Consider the following 23,082-nt stretch of genomic DNA (forward strand, 5'->3'; position numbering starts at 1 on the left):
GCTACTTTTGCACGAAAATATCATAAACTATATGAAGAAAGGAAAGAAAAAGAACTCAAACAACGAAAATAAAGAGCGCTTGAGCTTTATACTCGGTGCCATCATATTTGGTATTTCTATCTACCTGTGTTTCGCATTCGTGTCATACTTTACAACGGGTGCGGCCGACCAAACCCTGATAGAGGAACCGCGTGCCGGTGAGGTGATGAACGAACATCATGAGTTTGCCAACACCTGTGGCTCGTTGGGTGCCTATGCATCGTGGTTCTTTATTAAGCACTGCTTTGGCTTGCCGGCATTCCTGATTCCGGTACTGCTGTTCGTGGTTGCTATACACCTGATGAAGGCCTATCGTGTAAACCTGCTTAAGTGGGCACTCGCTTCGATGCTGCTCATGATTTGGGCATCGGTTGCACTGGCCACATTCCTGGAGCCATTGTTTGCCAACGCTAGCTACAATCCTGGTGGCGATCACGGTTTGTATATCAGCAGCTTTATTGGCAACTTGGTGGGTGCACCTGGTCTCACAGCCTTGCTTATTCTGGTGGCTGTGGCTTTCCTCACCTACTTCAGTGCCGCTACAGTTATCTTTATCCGCAAATTGCTTAACCCCGCCATCTATTATAATAAGGTAAAGTTTACCGTTAACAAGGGCGGTGAGCAGACGGATACTAATGAGTATGAGGACGAGGAAGCCGAGACACTGGTGTTCGACGATCCTGCCAAGCAGGAGGTTATTTTCGACGATAATGGCGGTGCTGTGGTTATCGACGAGGGCTACCAGAACGAGGATATCAACATTAAGGAAGGTCCGATGCCTAAGCCTGTCAAGCCCGAGCCTAAGCAGCCCGAAGCTGCTGGCGAGATTGAGATGGTGGTTGAAGAGGCTAAGGGCGATACCGAGGCTGCTAATGCCAAGACCGTGGCCGATGCTGTTGAGAGCAACGAACCTTACGATCCCAAGCGCGATCTGGAGCACTATAAGTACCCCACCCTCGACCTGCTGAAGAAATACGACAACGATGGCAAACCCTATATCGATATGGCCGAGCAGAATGCTAATAAGAACCGTATCGTGGATGTGCTACGCACCTTTGGTGTTGAAATCAGCAGCATTAAGGCTACCGTTGGTCCTACCATCACACTTTACGAGATTACATTGGCACAAGGCGTACGTATCCAGAAGGTGAAGAACCTTGAGGATGATATCGCCCTGAGTCTGGCTGCACTCGGCATCCGTATCATCGCTCCTATGCCTGGTAAGGGTACGGTGGGTATCGAGGTACCAAATGCCAAGCCTTCAACTGTATCGATGGAGTCGATCCTGAACTCTAAGAAGTTCCAGGAGTCGAAGATGGAGCTGCCTTGTGCTATTGGTAAAACGATTACCAACGAGGTGTTTATGTTCGATTTGGCCAAGGCACCACACTTGCTGGTGGCTGGTGCTACCGGTCAGGGTAAATCGGTTGGTTTGAACGCCATCATTACCTCTTTATTATATAAGAAGCACCCAGCCGAGCTGAAGATTGTGCTGGTTGACCCGAAGAAGGTGGAGTTCAGCTTCTACGAGCCTATCTGCAATCACTTCCTGGCACAGGTGCCCGACGAAGAGGCCGATCCTATTATTACCGACGTAACCAAGGTGGTACGTACCTTGAACTCGCTGTGTAAGGAGATGGATACACGTTATGACCTGCTGAAGGTGGCCCGTGCACATAACATCAAGGAGTACAACCAGAAGTTTACAGCCCGTCAGCTGAATCCTAACAACGGTCACCGTTTCCTGCCATACATTGTGGTGGTGATCGATGAGTTCGGTGATCTGATTATGACTGCCGGTAAGGAGGTTGAGTTGCCTATCGCACGTATCGCCCAGCTGGCACGTGCCGTGGGTATCCACATGATTATCGCTACCCAGCGTCCAACAACCAATATCATTACCGGTACCATCAAGGCCAACTTCCCAAGCCGTATCGCCTTTAAGGTTTCGGCAGGTATCGACTCAAAGACCATTCTCGACCGTACAGGTGCTCAGCAGCTGATTGGTCGTGGTGATATGCTGGCGCTGGTAGGCGGCTCAGAGCCCGAGCGTGTACAGTGTGCCTTTGTGGATACTCCCGAGGTTGAACGTATCAATGAGTACATCAGTGAGCAGCAGAGCTACGGTGCACCATTTGAGTTGCCCGAGCCCGATATGCCCGAGGCCGATATGGGTGATGCTGGTGATAGAGATGTGGATATGGCTCATCTCGATCCGCTGTTCGACGATGCAGCCCGATTGATTGTTATGAATCAGAGCGGTTCTACATCACTCATACAGCGTAAGTTCGCTATCGGTTACAACCGTGCAGGCCGACTGATGGACCAGCTCGAGAAAGCCGGTGTGGTTGGTGCCGCTATGGGTTCGAAACCTCGCGAGGTACTGATTCAGGATGAGAATAGTTTGAATAATCTTTTAAATAGTTTACGATAAAAATGAAACGATTAAGTATGATGCTGGTTGCTGCGCTGCTGGCCGTAGGAGGCTATGCGCAGACAGCAAAGAGCGTATTGGATAAGGCTGCTGCCACCATCACTGCCCCACAGGGCGTAAAAGCAAACTTTAAGATGAGCGCCACCAGTGGTAGCACCAGTGGTACCATCGCCATCAAAGGTAAGAAGTTTTATGCTACCACACCTCAGGCCACCGTATGGTTCGATGGTAAAACACAGTGGACCTACATGAAGAATAACGATGAGGTGAATGTGAGCAATCCTACCGAGGCGCAGTTGCAGGCCATCAATCCCTACAACTTTATCAATCTGTACAAGCGTGGTTATAACTACACTATCAACACGGCTGGTAAGGATTATGTGGTGCATCTGCTGGCCAACAGCGGTGAGCGCAAAATCAAGGAACTGTTTGTTTCCGTTGATAAGAAGAACTATCAGCCCAAGCAGGTTAAGATGTTGCAGGGTAAGAAGTGGACCACCTTCGATATCAGTAACATTAAGAAGGAGAAGCTGGCCGACGGTCAGTTCCGCTTCAACTCAAAAGACTTCCCCAAAGCCGAAATCATCGATCTTAGATAAAATCAAAACTTAAACAATGAACAAATTTCAACTGTACCGACTGCTTCGTAAGAACACTAACCTGAGTTATAAACGTAGTCCTGCCTTCGAGCAGAATAAATGGGCCAAGTTACTTATTTATTTAGGTGCTGGCATGTTTGCCCTTTACCTTATTATGTATGGTTGCATAGTTGGTATGGCAGCCAAAGGCGAGGCTGGCATGATGCTGGCTTTTGCGCCTTTTTATATGGCCATCGATTTCCTGCTGCGTTTCATCGTGCAAACCACACCTGGCATGATGGTTAAACCCTACATTCTGCAGCCCATTTCGCGCTATACCGCCATCGAGTGTTTCTTGATTGGCGAGCACGTGAGTGGCTACAATCTGCTGTGGCTTTGCATGTTTGTGCCCTACTCTATCATCCAGCTGTTTGCTGGCGAGAGCTTCCCACTGGTAATGCTCGAGTTGGTAACCTGCGAGCTGCTCATGATCTTGAACAGTCAGATTTATCTGTTCTTCCGTACACTGATTAATCGCAGCGTGCTGTGGCTTATTCCTGGTTTGGTGTTCTACGCTCTGCCATTTACACCGCTGATGCTGTCGCCAAAGGCCGACACCTTCGATAAAATGGTAGATATGATTATTGCTCAAGGTTTGTCGTGGTACGCCCTGCCTATCGTGCTGCTGGTTATCTGCGGTTTGTTCTTTGTAAACCGCCACATGCAGTTTATCTTTGTGTACGAGGAAATCTCGAAGAAAACCGAGCGTGCACTCAAGCATGTGTCAGAGTTCGCATTCTTTAATCGCTTCGGATTGATTGGCGAATATCTTAAAATCGAACTTAAGTCGAACATTCGCAATAAAACCATGCGTACGCGCTGTATCTATAGTCTGTGTGCCGTGATTGCTTTCTCGCTGCTGGTGGCTTATACCACTATTTACGACAGCGAGCTGATGCAGAACTTCTGGTGCCTGTACTGTTTTGCCCTTTATGGCGTAACTGCCCTGATTAAGATTATGGGGCAGGAAGGCAACTATATCGAACTGCTGATGATGCACCGCGAAAACATCATCGCCCTGCTGCGTGCCAAGTTCATTTTTTATAGCGCTGTGCTCATTATTCCATTTGTTATCATGTTGCCTGCCGTTTTCACTGGCAAGTACACCATACTGATGCTGTTTGCTTACATGTTACTAACGGCCGGATTCCTGCATTTCGTCATCTTCCAGCTGGCGGTTTACAATAAGCAGACTCTGCCTTTGCAACTCAAGGTAACAGCTAAGGGTAACTTCGAAAATGGAATGCAGTTGGTCATTGAGTTGTTTGCACTTTTTGGTCCTGTGCTCATTACTGGTCTCGGATATTTGTTAGTGGGTCTTACATATACCTATATTTTTATGTGTATTGTGGGTTTGGCATTCATCATTTCACACCCCATTTGGATTCGCAACATTTACACTAGAATGATGAAAAGAAGGTATGAAAACCTCGAAGGATTCATGAATACACGCGATTTCTAGGCTTTTTTTGAGTTTTTTGAAAGAAAATCGCGAAAAAGTTTGGTGGTTTCAAAAAATAGTCGTACCTTTGCACCCGCAATTCAGCAAGAGAGCTGATACAAAGCAAAAAATGATGCACCCGTAGCTCAGTTGGTAGAGCACCTGACTCTTAATCAGGGTGTCCAGAGTTCGAGCCTCTGCGGGTGTACTTTTTGCAAGAAAACAGGCCCTAAAAAGCCACCAAAATGATGCACCCGTAGCTCAGTTGGTAGAGCACCTGACTCTTAATCAGGGTGTCCAGAGTTCGAGCCTCTGCGGGTGTACTAAGAATAAGGAGATAAGTTATATAACTTATCTCCTTATTTTATTTTTGTATCAAACCAGATAAAATATTCATAAATCCTTGGAGGTCTCAAATAATTGTCTTATCTTTGCAGCCAGATGTATTACAATTGAATTACAAAGTATGGCAACAACGACGATTAGAAAGCCCGCTTCGTTCAGACTTAGGGCTGACCTCTTGGAGGGATTAAAGCGAAATGCTGCACGAGAGAACAGAACACTCAATAACTATGTTGAGAGTGTGCTGCTTGGTATTGTATTTGATGAACCTAACGAGGTGACTAAAGCCGCTATCAAGGAGGCTAAGTCAGGTAAGAACCCCAATAAGGTTTATGATGATATTGATGAACTCTTTAAGGATTTAGATTCGGATAAATGAAAAAACTACAACCTACAACCCAGTACAAGAAGGACTACAAGAAATACAGAAATAATCCAAAGAAGGTTGAAGCACTAAAAGAAGTGCTGAAAATGCTGATGAATGAGCAGCCTATTCCCGCAGAGTACAAACCACACATGCTACTCGGCGAATATAAAGGCTGCATGGAATGTCATATAGGAGGCGACTTCCTTCTGATATGGATTGACGAAGAGATCGACACCATTGAACTTGTAAGACTTGGCTCCCACTCTGAGCTATTCAAATAAGAGTATTTATATCAATTACAATCAATAATAAATCCATCAATAAATGAAGAAACTTTTATCAACTATTGTGCTGGTCATTGTTGCAACTGCCGGGTGGGCACAAACTCGAATATGGAATAACATTGTTACAGGCTATTCCAATGTACCATTTGTTAAAATAACCAAGGTTGTACTGAGTGCCGACAGCACTGAGGTGTTCATGCATTTCGACATGCCAGAACGTGCTGCAGGCCAGGAAGGTGTATTGGCTGCGAAATCGCTACTCCAGGCCGACGGTAAGACCTACGAAGCAAAGAACGCCGTAGGTATGAAACTGGGGCAGCCCGTCAAGATACCTAAGGACTGTAAGGTAGACTTCTCGCTGGTGTTCGATGCCCTGCCAGCATCTACATGGCTGTTTTCTATAAGTGATCCCGGCATGTGGATAATTAATGCTGTACGCGATGCTGATGCGAATGCTGATGCTGATGTAACCCCCGTTGGCATCACCGACACCTATTGGCGCAACACGCTTACGGGCGACTGGTTGATAGGATTCGCCCAGCACCACGTTATATATAATAATAAGGTGTGGGATATCCTGAATCAGACCGAGCAGAAGGACACCTACGTGCTTACTCTTAACGACGGACTAACCATCAAGGTGGGCAAACTCAAGAAAGGCATCCGTCCCATCACCATCGGTACCGGAAAGGCCATTGCCTGCAATCCGATAACCCAAGAAGCCCTACCCGACTATCCTACCAAAGACACTCGCAAGGGATTTGTTGACAATGGCTATCGTGAGGGCGACAGCGTAACCATCGTAGGCTGGCTGAAGGATATGCCCGAGCAAGCTTGGAAACAGAGCGGCGAATTTGAAGTCTGGACAAGTAATTTTATCACCGATAAAACAGAAAGCTTTACAGCAAAGCTCGACTCGCTAGGTCGATTCACCCTCCGTATGCCCCTGCTCAATTCTGCAACCGTTACGCTCGCCCCGCGCCAATCATGGGTACATCCTGTATTAGAGCCAGGAAAGACCTACTTCTTCCTCAACGACTTCAATACTGGTCAGAAACTGTTTATGGGCGATGACGTACGCCTGCAAAACGAGCTTGTGGCTTGTCCTGCAACATGGCCGGAGACACGCATCAATCCAAGCGAGAGCGCCATGCAATTCATGGAACGCGCGAATAAAGTCTTTGATGCAATCATAACCAAGATGCAGGCGGATATCACTCATCGCCCCAACCTATCGCAGCGCTATATTGATTATATTAAAGGTCTGTTTATGGCTGGGCAGGGCTATTCGATGATGCAGGCCCGCTTTGATGTACCAGGCCGAAGTCTGCCCAAGGAGTATATGGATTATGTCAACACCAAGTTGTGGCAGCCCGCACCTAAACCCTATACGCTCTATTCTGAATTCCCGCGATTTATGCGCGACTATCTTGACCAGCTGAGAGATGAGCGCCACTCTGTGAGCATTGATCCTTACAGAATAACGTTGAACGACGGTGCCTATCCCATCATTTTACGCCAGGCTAGGGCTGATGGCAAGGTATCGATTACCGACGAGGAGCTTGCCCTAATGGAGCGTTATGCAGTGGAATTTCACAAGGAGTATGCCAAACAAGCCAAGAACCAGAAGATAGATAGTCTAAACATTGATTTGGCTGGTACCGATTTAGATAAGCTTGGCATTGCGGAGCAGTATCTTGCCATTATGGAGCGTCCTGATGTGAAGAAGGAGATAGAGCAAGAATTCTCGTTGATAGATTTGTATTACCAAAAGCAGGCTATCGAATCGGCAACTACCGATAGGGCATTGATTGATCTGGCCTTGGCTCGCAAATTCTATTGGAAGCTTAACTCGTTCCGCAAGTCGCTTGACCCTTCTGATTTGAATTTCGCCAATAAAGAAATCAAGTTGGCATCGGCACTAAACTTTGTTTTGACCGAAAACGATAAGTATGTAGCTTTGGAGCATCAGGACTTGGCTAATGCAGCCAGTCTGCGACCGTCAACCGATGTGGCGAACATGACCGATGGCGAGAAGATGCTGCGTAAGATCATCGAACCCTATAAAGGTCGCGTCATCTATCTCGACGTGTGGGGCACATGGTGCGGCCCTTGCAAGCAGAAACTCAAGGATTCGTGGAAAGTGAAAGAGGCACTCAAGGATTACGATATCGTATATCTCTACCTCTGCAATGGCAGCAGCGACGCATCGTGGAAGAATGTCATCAAGGAGTACAACCTGACAGGGCCAAACTGCGTTCACTACAATCTGCCCAAAGAACAGCAGAGTGCCATCGAGCATTACCTGAGTGTAAACAGCTTCCCCACATATAAGATTATCGATAAGCAGGGAAACATTCACGACCTAGGTTGGCTCGACGATCAAAATCTGGAGGCATTCAAACAGACTATGGGAAAATTCTGCAAGTAATGAGAATCATTTTCATTCATAAAGATGTACATTTCAAAAATTGAGAACGGGATCATCGTTCCCAGTGTTGGAGTATTCTATCGTATTATCAACGCTCTCGGACTGAGAGTAGAAGTGGTAAAACCACTTTATTAAGTTATAAAAGACTTTGGTTATGAATAATAAATAGGATGTGCCCCAAAGGCACATCCTATTTATTTTAGTTTTCAGCCTTATAAAACATATTCCCTTTGATTACGACCCTAAGATGGCTGAGGAGATTGCACAGGAGAAGAATGTTTATTCTCGCGAATTTAATATGAATGCGGTGAACGAGTTGCACGACAAACTTAACATCAGCCCTACTGACTCAATTTTACAGCCATCCCCTTCGCTGCTATCTTCGATAAAGACGGCAACCGTCGTGAGGACAAAGATGTGCAACAATTGTTGGAGGAGATAAAATAGAACCAACCGCATAAAAAATGAGTTAGATTTTTTTTCTAACTCATTTTTTATAACCATACTCATAGCAAACTATTCTACTTTATACCCTTTTACGATGATTGGTGGGCAGGCTGGAAGTTTTTTCATCTTACCCTTTACGGCGTTGCGGGCGTAGCTGCTTTTAAAGTTGGCTGGGAAGAATAATCCACCATTACCTTTATGGTCAACCACACTCACACTGATACAATATTTCTTTTTACCCTTAAGCACGATGTGTTCATCGGGACTTACGCTGAATTTCTTGCCATCGTCTGCGGGTGATATATGTTTGTATATGGGTTTGTTCATGATGTTGATAAACTTCTTGCCCTGTAGCTCATAGACATTGAAACTAAGCACACACTCATCATATTTACATTTAGCTATGGTCAGAAGCATCTCACTTAGTACATAGTCCTTGTTGTTCTTGAATATCGGCCCCCACTCCGTGTCGCCGTTTATGTTTCCTATGAATCCTACTGTCCCTATTCTTACAAGCGAACGCCCCGATAACGTGTTCGTTTTGTTTTTCTTGCCGATTACCACCTCAGCCAGTTCTATCACTTTATCCTTTAGTACTACCTTCAGATCATTTCCTTTGCTGTAGGTGGCATAAGGCACGATAGCATCCTGATACGACACATGCGTGAACGATAAGTCCTTATTTCGTCCCGCAGGTATGGTGAGCGTAAAGTGCCCCTTCGCGTCGGAAATCACGCCCACACTATCCTCATCAAAACCAATGCTGACATATTCTACAGCCTCGCCGTGTTCGTTTACTACGTTGCCTCGTACAATGGTCTGAGCACTCGCTGTAATCATCAACTGCATAAATACAGTTAAGAGTATGGTCTTCTTCATTTTTTTGTAATTATAAGTGTTGCAAATTCGCATGCAAATGTAGTTATTATCCCTGAATTACTCGTCGTTTTTCAAATTCTTTGTGATATGTTTTGATAGTTTCAGGTTTATGATGATGTTTTACCACGTTTTATTTGTACCTTTGCAACCCGAGATGTCTATTACAATATGATATGAGTAATATAATGATTAGGAATATTGCATTTGATTTGGGCGGTGTGGTTGTAGCCCTGAGCTATGAACAGGCTGTTAAGCGATTCGAGGAGCTTGGTCTCCGCGATGCCAGGAAGCATCTGGATGCGTTTTGTCAGAAAGGCATTTTTGGCGATCTGGAGAAAGGCATGATATCGCCTGAAGAGTTCCGTGCAGAGCTGAGTCAGCTTGTGGGTCGTGAGTTGTCTCACGATGAGTGTAAGTATGCCTGGCATGGTTATGTTGAGGCTGTACCACAAAAGAATCTGCAGATGCTGTTGAGATTGCGTGAACTCGGCTACAAGGTATGTCTGCTCTCCAACACCAATCCGTATATGATGCAGTGGGCCAAGAGTAACGAGTTTGATGGCAATGGCCATTCTATCGAATATTACTTCGACCATCTCTATCTGAGTTACGAGTGTAAACAGATGAAACCATCGGCAGAGATTTTCAGGATGATGCTCGATGGCCAGCAATCTTCAGCCGAAGAAACGCTCTTTATTGATGATGGACAAAAGAATATCGAAGCAGCGAAAGCACTTGGTATTCATACGCTCTTTCCTGAGAATAATGAAGACTGGACAGAGCCACTCGAAAGATTATTAGGCATAGATAAATAATACTATATTACGAATATTAAAAATGGAATATTTACCCAAAGATCCCGCTATATTGGTTTCGAGCGTGAACATGCTCCTGAGAGATGAGGAGTTTGACACGCTGGAATCACTTTGCTATAATTTTGGAACTGAACCCGCAGATATCAAAGATTACCTGTTCGGTCATGGATATGTGTATAGCGAAGAGCAACGTCAGTTCCGCCCTATTGGATATAACTCAGAGCAAAATGATAACAAAAGATAGTATCGAGACCGCCTATAGTTTCCTGCATCAAAAGCAGCGCATCTATGTTCACTCCACGCTCGACTGGCAGAAGGATGACATTGAGATGGCTATTGCTGCCTATGCCGACGATATGAGTCAGGAACTGTTTGAGGCCGTCAGTGGTGGCAGGGCTGATTTCTTACACGATCATAAGCAGTTTCAAGATGATATCACCAAGGCGGTAGAGATACTCGAAAACATGCTATAATTTTAATAAAATCAAGAATATGAGTTTTTTAGATTTAGTAAAGCAGAGATATAGCTGCAGAAGCTATCAGGAGAAGAGTGTGGAACAGGAGAAGCTCGACTACGTGATGGAGTGCGTACGCTTTGCTCCTTCGGCTGTGAACAAGCAGCCTTGGATGTTCCGTGTGGTTAAGAACGATGCTGAAAAAGAAAATCTGCGTGAGTGCTATAGTCGCGATTGGTTTAATACAGCACCTATGTATATTATCTGCAGTATCCTGCACGATGAGGAATGGGTTCGCAAGGATGGCAAGCATCATGGCGATATCGACATAGCTATTGCTGTTGAGCATCTGTGTCTGGCTGCAACAGAGCAAGGTCTGGCTACCTGCTGGGTATGCAACTTTGATGCCGAGAAATGCAAGCAGCTTTTTACTTTTGCTGAGAATGAGGAGCCTGCCGTGCTGATTCCTATCGGTTATGCAGCCGACGAGGCGAAGGAAAAGAAACGCAAGGATATGGATCAGATTTGCAAATAATGAATAGCCGCCATCGTTGGTGGCTATTTTTATTATAACGAGAAAAGGCTCGCTTCACAGCGAACCTTTTCCGTACAATTACTTAAAAAACTAAATTAATCAACCATAAACCTTAACCATATTATCTATGCTGCAAAAGTACACATAAAACGGGAAATCAATGTTTGTTTATCGTCTATTTATGTTCAATCTACATTATTTGGCGCAGATTAAACAAAATTACACCGATTTTAAACATCGCCAGTCTATGCTACTACATGCTTGATGTGACGCGCTGTAGTTTTGTTGGCATCGTAGAGAACGGTTATCTCACGAGTGCGTGGATTGTACTTGGTATCCTTCACACCGTTGATACGCTCTGCCCGCGCCATCATCTTGGTAGGAGAATCGTGACGACTCAGCTTGAATGTGCAGATTCTCATCTCAGGATGATATGCATGTCTCTTGTCGAAGTGAGCAGTATGCTTATCAACCCTGTCGAAGTGCGTCTTTTTCTTGTCAACTACTGCAACCACTTTCTTATCGCGGTTGTTGTGATGCTTATTACCTGCCATTGCTGGCATTGCTGCTGTCATTGCCATCATCATCATGGCTGCTATCAGCCGACTAGTGCTAACTATCGTCATTTTCATAATCGTAATCTTTAAATGGTTCAACATTAAGTTATTATTCACATTGCAAAGATATGACGATTATGTGGAATATGAAAATGAAAACTCCTATACTTAATGGGGAAATACCCTATACTTGCGTAGGATATTCCCTCATGAGTGTTTTTATGAGTGGTACATACCATGTTTTTGTTTCCTGTTCGGTTGGCGTGTGGGCGCCGGGGAAATGGAATGCGTGCTGGTAGTGCTCTAAGAAGAGCGGTTCGAAGTGGGCCAAGGTATCTTGCTCGCCAAATAGGCCCCATATACGTTCGGGATTACGGCATGAATCGTTAGAGAACTGCTGGGCTTCCAGTTCAGCGAATTCATTGATAAGTGCTTCGTCGATAACAAAATCCTGATTACCATTGGCACGTGGCGATTTGTATTGCTGGGCGCCGATTCGGGGTTTCAGAAACTCGGTCATCTTGAAATGTGGATTACCAAGCAAAGCGGGAATGCCGATAGCAGGCGCAATCATCTGGGCGTAGAACGATCCGCAGCTGTTACCTACCAATACATCGGGCTTTTCGCGGTCGCACATATCGCGGATAAACGCCAAAGCCTCTTTGGGATGCAGGGGCAGATCGGGAGTCAGTACGATAGCCTCGCCATCGAATGCCTCCCTTAGTGCCTTTGCCGGCACGCATTGGCCACTGGCGTAGAATCCGTGTAGGAATAGAATCTTTGGGGTATCCATTGGATGCTTGGTAGTGTTATGAGATACCTAAGAGTTCGATTTCGAAAATGAGTGTTGAACCACCGGGGATGCCAGGCTGCGAGAACTTACCGTAGCCCATTTCGGCTGGGATGTAGAGTTCCCACTTGTCGCCCACATGCATCTGCTGGATAGCGATGATCCAGCCCTCGATCAGGTCGCACAACCTGCAAGCCAGAGGCACACCACCACGACTGCTATCAAACTTCTTGCCGTTAATCGTTCGGCCTGTATAATGTGCTGTGATGATACTGCGAACCGTTGGTTGGGCACTTGTCTGATCGCCCTCGCTTAATACCTTATAATATATACCCTTGGGCAATGCCTTTACGCCCTCCTCTTTTGCTTTAGCCTCCAGCCAATCCTTGTTGGCCTGGATATATTCACGTTTTCCCATATTTTATATCTTAATTTTTCTTGCAAAGATAGTAGATTTTGCTGAATATTCGAGTTTTATGTGTAATTTTGTGCCCAAAATTAACAAATTATGGGATACATGGATAAATTCACGAAGTCGGAAGACTTTCGTCGCGAAGAGTTGATACGAATAATCGAGCACTCTGTAGAGCACTTGACTCTACAGGAGCTCGAGGCATTATATTATGATATGACCACCAAGAATTTTATTAATGATTGAGGCGTTACCCCCAATCGCTGGTAGCTATTCTCTTCTTAAATTATAAGGATACGACAGTTTCCAGGGGGAATCTTCGAGTTTGAACTTCTTGGCGCCCTCTTGTGTGGCAGGAGTGCGTACAAGGGGAATGTCGGAGAGGTCCATCAGGTAATAATAATAGGCGAACAGCTGGGTTAAGCCGCCTTTTACCGAATAGCGTGCCGAGATGTATTCGGGTGTGATGGCATCGTTGCCACGTATGGCTTCTACCTCTTTATTGTAGGCTATCAGTTTGGCTATGGCATTTTTATAGGATGTTAAGGTTGCTGTTGGCGATTTCTGAATCCAGCGCTGTAAAAGCTTGCGGTTGTACTGGGCTACAATCTCGCCCTCGCGCTTACGTCCTTCAACAAACCAATCGGGTGTCTTCTTAGGATTCTCCGCTGCTACTCGGGCACGCAGTTCGTCCTCGATGGCCTGCACCTGCTTGCACTCAGCCGACCCGAACCACTCTTTAATTATCTGCTTTACCAGTGGTGAATAAATATTGTAATAGAATCGTGGTGCACCGCCCTGTTTCTCGAGCAGCCACGATCCTCTGTCGAAATCTGCAGCCTCGGTATGAAGCACAATGTCGGTATTCATTTTGTAAAGCGATGTAATAACAGCTTTCATCTTGTCGAGCACCTTATTATATTGGGGCCATTTCTTGTCTACGTGAATGGTATCGAATGGCTGACCTTTGCGCGCTTTCTTGGCAATCTCCATTCGTAGCTTATTAAATCTGTCGCTTTCGGCTTTCAGTTCAGGTTCGGGCTCGTAATTCTCCACGCCCTCGTTCAGTGGTCCAACTACACATACTGTATAGCGGGTCATTTTCTCACGTGTGTCAACTTCTGATGGATTAGGCAGTACGGGCAGATTCTTGTAAGCTTCCTCGTATGTGCTATACGAGTATTTCTCTACCAATGCCTTATGCTCCTCTTTACTGATTTTAAAGTCGGTTTGCAAGCCATTTCCTTCTCTGGCGGTATAGTCCCAGAACATGTGTCCACCCAGGTTCTGTGCGTAGTTACGCTCCTCGGGTTCTACATAAAGAATGTTAGTTTTTGTTGTTGTACCTTTGCCTTTGCTTTTGGCTTGGGTTTTCTTCTGTGCCTGCATGGGAGCAGCTCCCGCTAACAGTAAAGCAGCAACACAGATGTAGAGATGATGTTTCATAAAACTGATTAATTGATTCTTGTTTCTAAATATTTTTTATATCGACTGCAAAGATACTAATAAAAAGTGTAATTAAAATATCCTATGCCACCTGACGAACATAAAATATGAAACAAAGAACATTGATTTCTCATTTTTTATGTCTACTTTTGCACCCGACAACGTGAAATATCGAATATTATATGGATATCAAGGACTTAAAACCAAGAACTGGAGCAGGCAGCTTACGAATAGCCGACAGCGACGAACTGGTGGTTATGGAGCACTTTGGTGGCGTTCCAGCTGGCAGGGTACGTCCCTTAGATCATGGTCTTGTTATTATCTGTACTGCCGGTGTGGCTCAATTTGAGTACGACGGTCATACTGTACAGTTAAGTAAGAACGACTTGTTTTTATTAATGGCCCACTCGGTGGTTGAGAAGTTTATGTCGTCGGTCGACTTTGATTGTCGCGAGCTATGGTTCTCGCGCGGTGAAATGTGGAATATGAATATGTATGTAAAAAATAGTTTGGCCGATCTGTTGCCGCTCAAGCATAATCCTAAGGTAACACTGAGCGACGTCGATGCAGCCCTGTTCGAGACTTACTTCAAGCAACTTAGTTACCACATACGTAACAGTTCGCAGCTACTTTATCCCGAGATTACGCATTCTATTGTTGGTGCCTTCCTACTCGAAGTTCTATCGGTACTGCGTCGCGGCAATAATATGCTGAAGGATAACCATCTAATTAATAATAGCGGACTGCACGGCAGGAAACTGGCCGACCGCTTTGTACAGTTGGTTGAACAGAGCGATGGACGCATACGTCGCGTGGATGAGTTTGCCCAGATGCTGAATGTTACACCCAAGTATCTGTCGAAACTGCTGATGGACACCATGCACCGTAAGCCCAGCGTGATAGTGGCCTTTTTTACGCTTCAGGCCATAGAGAACAGATTGCGATATACCGATATGACCATGCAGCAGATAGCCGATGATCTACACTTCGCCAATGCCTCGTTCTTTGGCAAGTACTTCAAGGAACACTCGGGCATGACGCCGATGGAGTATCGCATCAAATATCATCAGGACGAAAAGAAATAATCCTACACCTATTATATAATAATACACGAAAATTAATTTATGGCTCTTATTAAACAGGATATCGAAACACTTTTGAATTTAAAATTAGTTGAGGCTGATGCCATTCGCGAGCGCAAGTTCCATGTATGTGTTGATGCAGTTAACTCTGACGATTGCATTGTTTTGGCAGAGTTGTTCCGCGCTCTTAACGTTGATTTTCTGATGCTGCAGAACGATAAGTATGGCATTTTGAATCGTACTAGAAAGGATGGGTTCGACCTTGGTTTGGTGGTTGATACTCAAACCTGCAGTTTGTCGATTATTTGCGAAGATGGCACTATGTTTGGTCAGGACTATACGCTGGTTGCTGTGGCCGACTACGTGCTTGGCCGTACTCCAGGTCATACTGTTAGCAGTCTTAATTGCACGCGGGCATTGCACGATATAACACTGAAACATGGTGGCATCCACTACACATCAGCCGTAGGTCAGACCAGCGTTGTGGAAAAGATAAAAGAGGTGGGCGCTGTAATTGGCGGCGAGGATAATGGTGGCATCATCTATCCCGAGTACAGTTACGAAAGCAGTGTACTGGTGGGCATTGTGCTTTTTCTCAGCAGCCTGGCTCAAAAGCAATGCACGGTTAGTCAGCTGCGCTGTACCCTACCCAACTACCACATCGTAAAAAATCATATCGACCTTGCACCCAGTATTGATGTAGAATCAGTACTTAAGAGAGTTGAGAATCGGTTTGTACACGACGATAGCGCACAGATAAGCGATGTTGACGGACTAAAGATTGACTTCCCTGATCGTTGGGTATATCTTCACAAGTCGGCTGCCACGCCTGCTATTAGCGTATATAGTGAAGCCAAGAGCTTTGAGAATGCTGATAATCTGGCCAACCAACTGCTGCTGTTTATCTACAATCTGCAGAAGGATATTCTGTTAATCCGTAAAATACATATATGACATAAAAAATTTAAGGGGTATTCTCACGAATACCCCAAAAATAGACTAACCAATTACTAACTAAAAACAAATATGAATTCTTACTTTATTATTCCACGGTTTTTGATCGTGGCATTGAGAATGGCCATGTACTTACTCATCTGTTCGTCGTTAAGTACGTAGCTCATATGCTTCACATCAGTATCGATAGCGCGCTTAACCATAATCTCGCGCTCGCTACTGCTGTACTGTGTAGCATAACTCATCTCAGTATTAAACATGTTGTAGATGTTCTCTACAGCCTCTTTCTGATCGTTTGTCAGATTCAGAGCGTCTGAGAGTCTGTTGATATTGATGTTCAAATCATAAGCAGCAACGTTTGTTGCCTCGGGGGCAGCTGCTTCGTTCTTTGCAAAAGCTGTAGTCATACACAGCAAAGCAATCATTGTCAAAAATATCTTTTTCATCTTTTTACCCTTTCTTTTCTTTACTCGGAACGGTCTTTTTTGCCGCCCTACTTTTACCTATTGTAGTTATCCTTTATGTCTTTCGACGATGCAAAGGTACGACGTTTTTTGATTTATTGAGCATACTTTGTGTGTTTTGTGTGCGAACACAGTTCTTTTATTGACCAAAATCAAAACATTGATTTATCTCAACAGTGTGCTGATTACACAAAAAATCAGGCTTAAACGAAAAAAAAAGGCGTAAAATTTGCAGGTACCAAATAAAAATGTTACTTTTGCACCCGCTAAAGGAGACCTGCCGATATGGCTCAGTTGGTAGAGCAACGCATTCGTAATGCGTGGGTCGCCGGTTCGAGTCCGGCTATCGGCTCTCCTCAGCAAAAATCTGTGATCTTATTCAGTGTTGCGGAATTAGCACATCGGTAGTGCACGGGCTTCCCAAGCCTGGGAGGCGGGTTCGATTCCCGTATTCCGCTCATAGATGTAGAGGGCACTGAGCCCCCTACTATTTTTTTATCTTAAGCGCAGACCATCACCCACACGAATCTGGTAGTCGGGCGTCAGATGGTTCATCTTATACAGATTCTTCAAACGGATACCGTACTTCTGGGCGATAGTGTACATCGACTCGCCATCGCGCACGTAGTGCAGTCGACCCTTATAATCCTTTGGTGCCTTGCGCTGTTTCTTCTTCAGCCAGATAATCTCGCCCTCTTCCAACTTGTCCTTGCGATAACGCTCGTTGTATTTGGCTATCTTGCGGTAGCTGATGCCAACCTCCTCGCCTATCGACTTGAAGGTGTCGCCGCGACGGGCAATCATATAATAGTTCTTATTAAATATCTTGATGGAGTGCAGCGAAGCACCGCCCACCTCCTGATCCTTGGTGCGCTGAGCCATAAAGTGATCGTAGCCCCTGGCGCTGTCATACTGGTAGAGCTTATACATCTGTATAATCTCAATCAGCTTCTCGGCATAAATGGGATTGGTGGCATAACCGGCAGCCTTCAGTCCGCGAGCCCAACCCTTGTAATCGGTGGTTTTCAGATTAAACAGCGAACGGTAACGTTGGTTGGCAGCCAGGAATTTCGAGTGGTCTTCGTACGACTCGTAGGCATTGCTGTACACACGGAAACAGTCGTTACGCGCATCATCATCGTGATACGTACGTGGACCCGTCCAACCGTTATTGCACTTAATACCAAAGTGGTTATTGCTGGTGCGGGTGAGCTCGCTTCTACCAGCGCCGCTCTCCAACAAACCCTGCGCCAAAGTAATAGATGCAGGTATGCGATAACGCTGCATCTGCTCGATGGCAATGTCCTTATATTGATCTACATATTGTTGATAGGCTTGATTCCATCTGATCTGCGAAAACGCCGAAACCGACAGGAAAAAAGCTATGAATACTATAAATTTTCTCATATTATGCATTTTATTTGTGCAAAAGTAATGATTTCTCTCGAATTATTTGTATTTTTGCAGAAAAATATAGGATTTTTATGAGAGAACTGGAGCTAAAGTCGGTTATTAAAGTGTACGCCATGGAAGAACTGAGTGCTGAAGAACGCCACTTGGTAGAGCTTGCTATCGAGGCTACAAGCCGCAGCTATGCCCCCTACTCTAAGTTTTGTGTAGGTGCAGCAGTACGTTTGGACAATGGTGTTGAAATTATAGGTTGCAATCAGGAGAATGCAGCTTATCCATCAGGCTTATGTGCCGAGCGTACCGCCTTGTTTGCAGCCGGCGCTCAGTATCCCGATCAGCCCGTACGTATGCTGGCCATTGCCGCTCGTGGTACTCATGGCGATCTGGAAGAAGAACCCGTTGGTCCTTGTGGCTCATGCCGTCAGGTCATCATCGAATCTGAGACCCGTGCCAAAGCCCCCATACGCATTCTGCTGTACGGAAAGAAGTACGTATATGTGATTGATGGCGTAAGAGAACTGATGCCGCTCACTTTCTCAGAGTTTTAACGATAACATCCCAATCCCGCCGCTGTAGATAAAGCATCGAGGTGGAAATCGTAGTCAAGGTTGTCTTCATCAATCTTGATGAAATGGGCTTTTCCTTGAATCTCATCATTGGGCGATTCCCAGATGATATCGTTGAAATGGGCTGTATCGTCAATCTTTGGTGTTCGTAGCAAACTATGGGCAAACGTATAGTTAAACGCTGCACTATCTTTGGCCTGTTCGCCTATCAGCACATCATCGTCGTAACCTGTGATGATGGTTCCCTCGCACATTATATTATATAAAGGTGATGTTTGGTTGGTAAAACGCAAGGCAGCCCCGCGCCCACCTGTAAAGGGATAGAATTGCGCCAAGGTGCAATACACTATTTCTACCATTCCACCGTTAATATTCAGGCAGTCGCCCATCGCATTCGTCAGTTGACAGTTCTCCAAGCGCACGTGCGCATTGGTTAACTTTACGCCGTCGCCCTGACAATTATGTACCACGCATTGCTGCATTTTAAGGCGATAACTTACGCTGTCGATGGCTGCAGAATCGCAAATTAAACCTTGATTTGGATTGCGTATCTGTGTGGTGTTCAATACGTTATTGTTTGATGTGTTATAGAATCTGATACCCCTCCACTGACCAGGTACCCGATCGTATGGTAGATACGAGAACATACGATCCAGACGGTCGCCACGCATGGTGCAGTTGTCGGTATGCAGTGTTCCATATACCTCCATCCCAGCGTCGGCATGGAAGTAAAGTGTGGTGTTACGGATGGTGAGATGTGCTCCTTCCTTTACGATGAAATCGCCGTAAATCACCAAGGGCTTATCTGATTCTATCACCGAGTCGCGCTCAATCACAGGCTGCTCGCACTTGATGGCATCCCAAGCCCATGCCTTCAAACAAACGCTTTGTTCGGTACCGCTCTCCATTAAAAACACCAATTCATCGGTAATCTCTTTGGGCGTAGTCTGATAGGTTTCATACGGCGTTATCTCTACAACCACCAGAACGCTGTCGTTCTTACGAATCTCTATATCGTTGGTTTGCGAACCATTGTTGTTGTCCAGATACATGCCATCCACATTTACGCGAAAGCCGGTCTGGTTGCCGCGTTTCAAGCGTACGCTTTGCAGTTTTACGCCATTGTCATTGCGGTTGTTTACCCAGAAGGTATAGGTAGAAGATGCCGTACGACTGAATACGGTATCGAGTTTGATAGTGTCTGAAGGAAAATCGAGGCGCAAGCCTGTACTGGTCGAGAACGAGTCGTCATCGGCGCAGGCCACCAGGCCTAATATCAGTGATATAAAAAAGAAAATCCGTTTCATCTTAATGATAAAACGGATTATTCTTTAATTTATTGTGTAGATTACTTGCCAAAATAGCGTTTCAGCAGTCCTGCAAAGCCTGCACCATGACGGGCCTCGTCCTTAGCCATTTCGTGAACGGTGTCGTGGATAGCATCGAATCCGGCAGCCTTAGCGTTCTTGGCAATACGGAACTTATCCTCGCAAGCACCAGCCTCGGCAGCAGCGCGCTTCTCCAGATTGGTCTTGGTGTCCCATACGCACTCGCCCAGCAACTCAGCAAAGCGTGAAGCGTGATCGGCCTCCTCGAAAGCATAACGCTTAAATGCCTCTGCAATCTCAGGATAACCCTCGCGGTCGGCCTGACGAGCCATAGCCAGATACATACCAACTTCGCCGCACTCACCATTGAAGTGTGCACGCAGGTCGTTAATCATCTCTTCTGATACCCCCTCGGGCTTACCATCGCCAATACGATGAACGGTAGCATAAGTTACGTCGCCATCGTCCTTCAGCTCAGAGAACTTAGAGGCAGGAGCCTTACAGATTGGACACTTCTCGGGAGGATTCTCGCCTTCGTAGATGTAACCACAAACAGCACAGATAAATTTCTTTTTCATAATTGTAATTTGTTTAGTTATTAATACATGATATTGTGTTAGCACAATATTCTTCTGCTGCAAATATAAGCATAAAAAATAAATCCCGCAAGTATTTTGCAGAATTTATTTTAAAATGTTGCGCAATTATGTTATTTCTTACGATATTTACTCAGTATGGGAACCTCTTGACAGAGTGCATCGGCCAGCAGATTGGCTACCACTCTGGCGCCATATATATTATAATGTGTATTGTCCTGCTTGCCCTTTGGCTCCGATGGCTCTTCGCCGGGTCGATACCACATGTGCAGCTTCTTCGACGCCTCGGTTCCCAAACCCTGCTCCAGGTTGTGGGTAATGGTGTTGGCATCTACAAAGTGGCAGTTCATGCGGGTGGCCACATCCTTTGGTGCCACACGATACAGGCCGTGGGTATCGTAAAGCGTGTCGCCCTCAATCATTTTTACGCCATCCTTAAAGGTTGATGTGCGCAGCTTCTCGTCGTCGTCGTTCTGAGGTGCTACCACAAAAAAGTTGCGGCGCACCACCGGGTTCATCAGTACGGGGATGCCGCCACGCTCGCGGGTTTCGCGCACGTATTTGGCCAGATTGTAGTCGAACGTAGAACCTGGATCGGTATGGCGGTCGGCTTTGGGCTTCTCGTCGTTATGCCCGAACTGGATAATCACATAGTCGCCTGGTTTGATACGCTCCAGCACCTTGTCCCATCGGCCTTCGTCGATGAAACTCTTCGAGCTGCGACCGTTCACAGCGTGGTTGTCTACCACAATGTAATCGGCATCAAAGCACTCCTGTAGCATCATGGCCCACCCGCGCTCCTGCTTACCACCGGTTGTATCCTTGTTGGCAGCTGTCGAGTCGCCAATCACAAAAATGGTGGTATGCTTGTCGGGAGTCATCGCTGTAAAGAGCAACAATCCGCCCAAAAAGAATAAAAAGGTAAGTTTCTTCATTGTTTTAATTGTTTTAGTAGTAATCCCCCTCCAACGTGCGGAGGGGGATTGGATAGTTATATCAACGATTAAGCAAGAATCGTTTTGATAATCTCGTCGATAGTGATCAGGCTCTGCTCACCAGTCTCCATGTTCTTCAGTGTCAGCTTGCCGGCAGCCATCTCGTTTTCACCAGCCAGTGCTACGAATGGAATCTGCTTAGCGTTAGCATACGACATCTGCTTCTTCATCTTGGTCGAATCAGGGAATATCTCTGTGCGGATGCCAGCCTCGCGGGCCTTAGCAACCGATGGCAGACAGTAAGCTGTCTCCTTTTCGCCAAAGTTGATAAACAGCAGCTGGGTGCCGTTGGTAGCATCCTTTGGATAGCAGTCGAGTGCGTTCAGCACGTCGAAGATACGGTCTACACCAAAGCTGATACCTACACCCGAGATACCAGGCATACCGAAGATACCAGTCAGGTTGTCGTAACGACCACCACCTGTGATCGAACCAATCTGTACGTCGAGTGCCTTCACCTCGAAGATGGCACCTGTGTAGTAGTTCAAACCACGAGCCAGTGTCAGGTCGAGCTGAATCTCGTTCTTCAGTCCGAGTGTCTTCAGTGTGTCGAGGATAAAGCGTGTTTCCTCAACGCCCTTCAGTCCAGTCTCGCTGGTAGCCAGCACCTCGGCAATGGTGTTCAGCTTCTCGTCGTTGGTGCCCTCGAGCGAGATGATAGGCTGCAGCTTCTCAATCTGCTCGTCACTCAGGCCGTCCTCGCGCAGCTCCTGGTTCACGTTGTCGAGTCCGATCTTATCCAGTTTGTCGATAGCAACGGTGATATCTACAATCTTCTCGGCAGCACCGATTACCTCGGCGATACCAGTCAGAATCTTGCGGTTGTTGATCTTGATCTGAACACGTACGCCGAAACGGCTGAATACGGTATCTACAATCTGCATCAGCTCCACTTCGTTCAGCAACGAGTCGGAACCTACGATGTCGCCATCAAACTGCCAAAACTCACGGTAGCGACCCTTCTGTGGGCGGTCGGCGCGCCAAACGGGCTGCATCTGGTAGCGCTTAAAAGGCAACTGCAGTTCTTCGCGATGCATCACCACGTAGCGGGCAAAAGGTACGGTAAGGTCGTAACGCAAACCCTTTTCGCAGAGTTTGGCTGCCAGTCGCAGCGAGTTACGCTCAGCCAGTTCCTCGGGGGTAACCTTCGAGAGGTAGTCGCCCGAGTTCAGCACCTTAAACAGCAGTTTGTCGCCCTCTTCGCCGTATTTACCCATCAGTGTGCCGAGGGTTTCCATAGCGGGGGTCTCTATCTGCTGAAAGCCGTAGAGCTGATACACCTGTTTGATGGTATCAAAAATATAATTGCGCTTCGCCATCTCCATTGGCGAGAAATCGCGCGTGCCTTTTGGAATAGAAGGTTTCTGTGCCATTT

25 protein-coding genes, 4 tRNA genes and 1 pseudogene are annotated in these 23,082 nt (G+C 46.0%); 19 read left to right on the forward strand and 11 right to left on the reverse strand.

Going from position 1 to position 23,082, the window contains the following annotated elements:
* The first annotated feature begins 31 nt into the window (after positions 1-31).
* The 9 genes and pseudogenes from T499_RS0110135 to T499_RS14490 all read left to right on the forward strand — a co-directional run.
* Positions 32-2,473 (forward strand): FtsK/SpoIIIE family DNA translocase, encoded by a 2,442-nt coding sequence (locus tag T499_RS0110135; RefSeq protein ID WP_033150879.1) that lies wholly within the window; start codon positions 32-34, stop codon positions 2,471-2,473.
* Positions 2,474-2,475: 2 nt separating this feature from the next.
* The gene (locus tag T499_RS0110140) at positions 2,476-3,072 is read left to right on the forward strand and encodes an outer membrane lipoprotein periplasmic chaperone LolA1 (RefSeq protein WP_033150880.1); all 597 of its coding nucleotides are present in this window, start codon (positions 2,476-2,478) and stop codon (positions 3,070-3,072) included.
* A 16-nt stretch (positions 3,073-3,088) separates the two neighbouring features.
* Positions 3,089-4,573 carry a DUF5687 family protein gene (locus T499_RS0110145; RefSeq protein WP_033150881.1) on the forward strand — a complete coding sequence of 495 codons (1,485 nt, stop codon included), beginning with the start codon at positions 3,089-3,091 and terminating at the stop codon, positions 4,571-4,573.
* 114 nt (positions 4,574-4,687) lie between these two features.
* Positions 4,688-4,760, forward strand: a tRNA-Lys gene (locus T499_RS0110150).
* Between the two features lie 42 nt (positions 4,761-4,802).
* Positions 4,803-4,875, forward strand: a tRNA-Lys gene (locus T499_RS0110155).
* 143 nt (positions 4,876-5,018) lie between these two features.
* A complete protein-coding gene (locus tag T499_RS0110160; protein ID WP_033150882.1) occupies positions 5,019-5,273 on the forward strand; it encodes a hypothetical protein in 255 nt (84 codons plus the stop codon).
* Positions 5,270-5,542, forward strand: a complete 273-nt coding sequence (locus tag T499_RS0110165) for a type II toxin-antitoxin system YafQ family toxin (protein ID WP_033150883.1) — start codon at positions 5,270-5,272, stop codon at positions 5,540-5,542. The genes T499_RS0110160 and T499_RS0110165 overlap by 4 nt, the downstream gene beginning before the upstream one ends.
* 43 nt (positions 5,543-5,585) lie before the next feature.
* Positions 5,586-7,976: a TlpA family protein disulfide reductase gene (locus tag T499_RS0110170; protein ID WP_033150884.1), complete on the forward strand. Its 2,391-nt coding sequence runs from the start codon at positions 5,586-5,588 to the stop codon at positions 7,974-7,976.
* A gap of 21 nt (positions 7,977-7,997) precedes the next feature.
* Positions 7,998-8,111, forward strand: a pseudogene (locus T499_RS14490) (helix-turn-helix domain-containing protein); the annotation flags it as partial.
* Between the two features lie 381 nt (positions 8,112-8,492).
* Here T499_RS14490 and T499_RS0110180 read toward each other — a convergent pair.
* On the reverse strand, positions 8,493-9,302 hold the full coding sequence (locus T499_RS0110180) for a carboxypeptidase-like regulatory domain-containing protein (protein ID WP_033150886.1): 810 nt from the start codon (positions 9,300-9,302) through the stop codon (positions 8,493-8,495).
* A gap of 185 nt (positions 9,303-9,487) precedes the next feature.
* Here T499_RS0110180 and T499_RS0110185 point away from each other — a divergent pair, with 185 nt between their 5' ends.
* Genes T499_RS0110185 through T499_RS0110195 form a run of 4 tightly spaced genes read left to right on the forward strand, consistent with a single transcriptional unit; the run spans position 9,488 to position 11,107 of the window.
* Positions 9,488-10,117 (forward strand): HAD family hydrolase, encoded by a 630-nt coding sequence (locus T499_RS0110185; RefSeq protein WP_013064044.1) that lies wholly within the window; start codon positions 9,488-9,490, stop codon positions 10,115-10,117.
* Positions 10,118-10,139: 22 nt separating this feature from the next.
* Positions 10,140-10,361: a DUF4250 domain-containing protein gene (locus T499_RS14495; protein ID WP_074832646.1), complete on the forward strand. Its 222-nt coding sequence runs from the start codon at positions 10,140-10,142 to the stop codon at positions 10,359-10,361.
* A complete protein-coding gene (locus T499_RS0110190; protein ID WP_033150942.1) occupies positions 10,345-10,590 on the forward strand; it encodes a hypothetical protein in 246 nt (81 codons plus the stop codon). The genes T499_RS14495 and T499_RS0110190 overlap by 17 nt, the downstream gene beginning before the upstream one ends.
* A gap of 19 nt (positions 10,591-10,609) precedes the next feature.
* Entirely contained in the window at positions 10,610-11,107 is a 498-nt protein-coding gene (locus T499_RS0110195; protein ID WP_013064691.1) for a nitroreductase family protein, read from the forward strand.
* Positions 11,108-11,352: 245 nt separating this feature from the next.
* Here T499_RS0110195 and T499_RS0110200 read toward each other — a convergent pair whose 3' ends face one another.
* From T499_RS0110200 to T499_RS0110210, 3 genes are all read right to left on the reverse strand, one after another.
* Positions 11,353-11,739 carry a hypothetical protein gene (locus T499_RS0110200; protein ID WP_157054589.1) on the reverse strand — a complete coding sequence of 129 codons (387 nt, stop codon included), beginning with the start codon at positions 11,737-11,739 and terminating at the stop codon, positions 11,353-11,355.
* Positions 11,740-11,848: 109 nt separating this feature from the next.
* Positions 11,849-12,457, reverse strand: a complete 609-nt coding sequence (locus T499_RS0110205) for a YqiA/YcfP family alpha/beta fold hydrolase (protein ID WP_033150888.1) — start codon at positions 12,455-12,457, stop codon at positions 11,849-11,851.
* A gap of 16 nt (positions 12,458-12,473) precedes the next feature.
* A complete protein-coding gene (locus tag T499_RS0110210) occupies positions 12,474-12,872 on the reverse strand; it encodes an FKBP-type peptidyl-prolyl cis-trans isomerase (RefSeq protein WP_013064915.1) in 399 nt (132 codons plus the stop codon).
* 99 nt (positions 12,873-12,971) lie between these two features.
* Between T499_RS0110210 and T499_RS14870 the strand changes: the two genes are divergently transcribed.
* Positions 12,972-13,112, forward strand: a complete 141-nt coding sequence (locus T499_RS14870; protein ID WP_170857791.1) for a hypothetical protein — start codon at positions 12,972-12,974, stop codon at positions 13,110-13,112.
* Positions 13,113-13,136: 24 nt separating this feature from the next.
* On the opposite strand, the gene T499_RS0110215 is transcribed toward T499_RS14870, so the two are convergent.
* Positions 13,137-14,312: a hypothetical protein gene (locus T499_RS0110215; RefSeq protein ID WP_157054590.1), complete on the reverse strand. Its 1,176-nt coding sequence runs from the start codon at positions 14,310-14,312 to the stop codon at positions 13,137-13,139.
* A gap of 182 nt (positions 14,313-14,494) precedes the next feature.
* On the opposite strand from T499_RS0110215, the gene T499_RS0110220 reads away from it, so the two are divergent.
* Positions 14,495-15,397, forward strand: coding sequence for an AraC family transcriptional regulator (locus tag T499_RS0110220; RefSeq protein WP_013064644.1), 903 nt, complete (start codon positions 14,495-14,497; stop codon positions 15,395-15,397).
* A 72-nt stretch (positions 15,398-15,469) separates the two neighbouring features.
* Positions 15,470-16,348 carry a phosphohexomutase domain-containing protein gene (locus T499_RS0110225; protein ID WP_198021287.1) on the forward strand — a complete coding sequence of 293 codons (879 nt, stop codon included), beginning with the start codon at positions 15,470-15,472 and terminating at the stop codon, positions 16,346-16,348.
* 80 nt (positions 16,349-16,428) lie between these two features.
* Here the strand turns inward: T499_RS0110225 and T499_RS0110230 are convergent, their stop codons facing one another.
* Complete coding sequence (locus tag T499_RS0110230; RefSeq protein WP_013063550.1) at positions 16,429-16,794, reverse strand: hypothetical protein; 366 nt, start codon at positions 16,792-16,794, stop codon at positions 16,429-16,431.
* A 297-nt stretch (positions 16,795-17,091) separates the two neighbouring features.
* Between T499_RS0110230 and T499_RS0110235 the strand changes: the two genes are divergently transcribed.
* Together T499_RS0110235 and T499_RS0110240 are read left to right on the forward strand one after the other, a co-directional pair.
* A tRNA-Thr gene (locus T499_RS0110235) sits at positions 17,092-17,164 on the forward strand.
* Between the two features lie 35 nt (positions 17,165-17,199).
* Positions 17,200-17,270, forward strand: a tRNA-Gly gene (locus T499_RS0110240).
* Positions 17,271-17,307: 37 nt separating this feature from the next.
* Here T499_RS0110240 and T499_RS0110245 read toward each other — a convergent pair.
* Positions 17,308-18,219 (reverse strand): glucosaminidase domain-containing protein, encoded by a 912-nt coding sequence (locus T499_RS0110245; RefSeq protein ID WP_013065085.1) that lies wholly within the window; start codon positions 18,217-18,219, stop codon positions 17,308-17,310.
* 77 nt (positions 18,220-18,296) lie between these two features.
* Here T499_RS0110245 and T499_RS0110250 point away from each other — a divergent pair, with 77 nt between their 5' ends.
* Positions 18,297-18,770, forward strand: coding sequence for a cytidine deaminase (locus T499_RS0110250; RefSeq protein ID WP_033150890.1), 474 nt, complete (start codon positions 18,297-18,299; stop codon positions 18,768-18,770).
* Here the strand turns inward: T499_RS0110250 and T499_RS0110255 are convergent.
* The 4 genes from T499_RS0110255 to hisS form a co-directional block, all read right to left on the reverse strand.
* Positions 18,767-20,095 carry a right-handed parallel beta-helix repeat-containing protein gene (locus tag T499_RS0110255; RefSeq protein WP_084163100.1) on the reverse strand — a complete coding sequence of 443 codons (1,329 nt, stop codon included), beginning with the start codon at positions 20,093-20,095 and terminating at the stop codon, positions 18,767-18,769. The genes T499_RS0110250 and T499_RS0110255 overlap by 4 nt on opposite strands.
* 41 nt (positions 20,096-20,136) lie before the next feature.
* Positions 20,137-20,694, reverse strand: a complete 558-nt coding sequence (locus T499_RS0110260; RefSeq protein WP_033150891.1) for an NADH peroxidase — start codon at positions 20,692-20,694, stop codon at positions 20,137-20,139.
* Between the two features lie 131 nt (positions 20,695-20,825).
* Positions 20,826-21,647, reverse strand: coding sequence for a rhamnogalacturonan acetylesterase (locus T499_RS0110265; RefSeq protein WP_232221089.1), 822 nt, complete (start codon positions 21,645-21,647; stop codon positions 20,826-20,828).
* Positions 21,648-21,715: 68 nt separating this feature from the next.
* A complete protein-coding gene (gene hisS / locus T499_RS0110270) occupies positions 21,716-23,080 on the reverse strand; it encodes a histidine--tRNA ligase (protein ID WP_033150892.1) in 1,365 nt (454 codons plus the stop codon).
* Positions 23,081-23,082: the final 2 nt, after the last annotated feature.

Origin of the sequence: Prevotella sp. RM4 (genome assembly GCF_000701965.1) — a bacterium.
GTDB lineage: Bacteria > Bacteroidota > Bacteroidia > Bacteroidales > Bacteroidaceae > Prevotella > Prevotella ruminicola.

Excerpts from the sequence above, each read along its gene's own strand:
- T499_RS0110135 (WP_033150879.1), top strand. The coding sequence starts at position 32 with ATGAAGAAAGGAAAGAAAAAGAACTCAAACAACGAAAATAAAGAGCGC.
- T499_RS0110140 (WP_033150880.1), top strand. The coding sequence starts at position 2,476 with ATGAAACGATTAAGTATGATGCTGGTTGCTGCGCTGCTGGCCGTAGGA.
- T499_RS0110145 (WP_033150881.1), top strand. The coding sequence starts at position 3,089 with ATGAACAAATTTCAACTGTACCGACTGCTTCGTAAGAACACTAACCTG.
- T499_RS0110160 (WP_033150882.1), top strand. The coding sequence starts at position 5,019 with ATGGCAACAACGACGATTAGAAAGCCCGCTTCGTTCAGACTTAGGGCT.
- T499_RS0110165 (WP_033150883.1), top strand. The coding sequence starts at position 5,270 with ATGAAAAAACTACAACCTACAACCCAGTACAAGAAGGACTACAAGAAA.
- T499_RS0110170 (WP_033150884.1), top strand. The coding sequence starts at position 5,586 with ATGAAGAAACTTTTATCAACTATTGTGCTGGTCATTGTTGCAACTGCC.
- T499_RS0110180 (WP_033150886.1), bottom strand. The coding sequence starts at position 9,302 with ATGAAGAAGACCATACTCTTAACTGTATTTATGCAGTTGATGATTACA.
- T499_RS0110185 (WP_013064044.1), top strand. The coding sequence starts at position 9,488 with ATGATTAGGAATATTGCATTTGATTTGGGCGGTGTGGTTGTAGCCCTG.
- T499_RS14495 (WP_074832646.1), top strand. The coding sequence starts at position 10,140 with ATGGAATATTTACCCAAAGATCCCGCTATATTGGTTTCGAGCGTGAAC.
- T499_RS0110190 (WP_033150942.1), top strand. The coding sequence starts at position 10,345 with ATGATAACAAAAGATAGTATCGAGACCGCCTATAGTTTCCTGCATCAA.
- T499_RS0110195 (WP_013064691.1), top strand. The coding sequence starts at position 10,610 with ATGAGTTTTTTAGATTTAGTAAAGCAGAGATATAGCTGCAGAAGCTAT.
- T499_RS0110200 (WP_157054589.1), bottom strand. The coding sequence starts at position 11,739 with ATGAAAATGACGATAGTTAGCACTAGTCGGCTGATAGCAGCCATGATG.
- T499_RS0110205 (WP_033150888.1), bottom strand. The coding sequence starts at position 12,457 with ATGGATACCCCAAAGATTCTATTCCTACACGGATTCTACGCCAGTGGC.
- T499_RS0110210 (WP_013064915.1), bottom strand. The coding sequence starts at position 12,872 with ATGGGAAAACGTGAATATATCCAGGCCAACAAGGATTGGCTGGAGGCT.
- T499_RS14870 (WP_170857791.1), top strand. The coding sequence starts at position 12,972 with ATGGATAAATTCACGAAGTCGGAAGACTTTCGTCGCGAAGAGTTGATA.
- T499_RS0110215 (WP_157054590.1), bottom strand. The coding sequence starts at position 14,312 with ATGAAACATCATCTCTACATCTGTGTTGCTGCTTTACTGTTAGCGGGA.
- T499_RS0110220 (WP_013064644.1), top strand. The coding sequence starts at position 14,495 with ATGGATATCAAGGACTTAAAACCAAGAACTGGAGCAGGCAGCTTACGA.
- T499_RS0110230 (WP_013063550.1), bottom strand. The coding sequence starts at position 16,794 with ATGAAAAAGATATTTTTGACAATGATTGCTTTGCTGTGTATGACTACA.
- T499_RS0110245 (WP_013065085.1), bottom strand. The coding sequence starts at position 18,219 with ATGAGAAAATTTATAGTATTCATAGCTTTTTTCCTGTCGGTTTCGGCG.
- T499_RS0110250 (WP_033150890.1), top strand. The coding sequence starts at position 18,297 with ATGAGAGAACTGGAGCTAAAGTCGGTTATTAAAGTGTACGCCATGGAA.
- T499_RS0110255 (WP_084163100.1), bottom strand. The coding sequence starts at position 20,095 with ATGAAACGGATTTTCTTTTTTATATCACTGATATTAGGCCTGGTGGCC.
- T499_RS0110260 (WP_033150891.1), bottom strand. The coding sequence starts at position 20,694 with ATGAAAAAGAAATTTATCTGTGCTGTTTGTGGTTACATCTACGAAGGC.
- T499_RS0110265 (WP_232221089.1), bottom strand. The coding sequence starts at position 21,647 with ATGAAGAAACTTACCTTTTTATTCTTTTTGGGCGGATTGTTGCTCTTT.
- hisS (WP_033150892.1), bottom strand. The coding sequence starts at position 23,080 with ATGGCACAGAAACCTTCTATTCCAAAAGGCACGCGCGATTTCTCGCCA.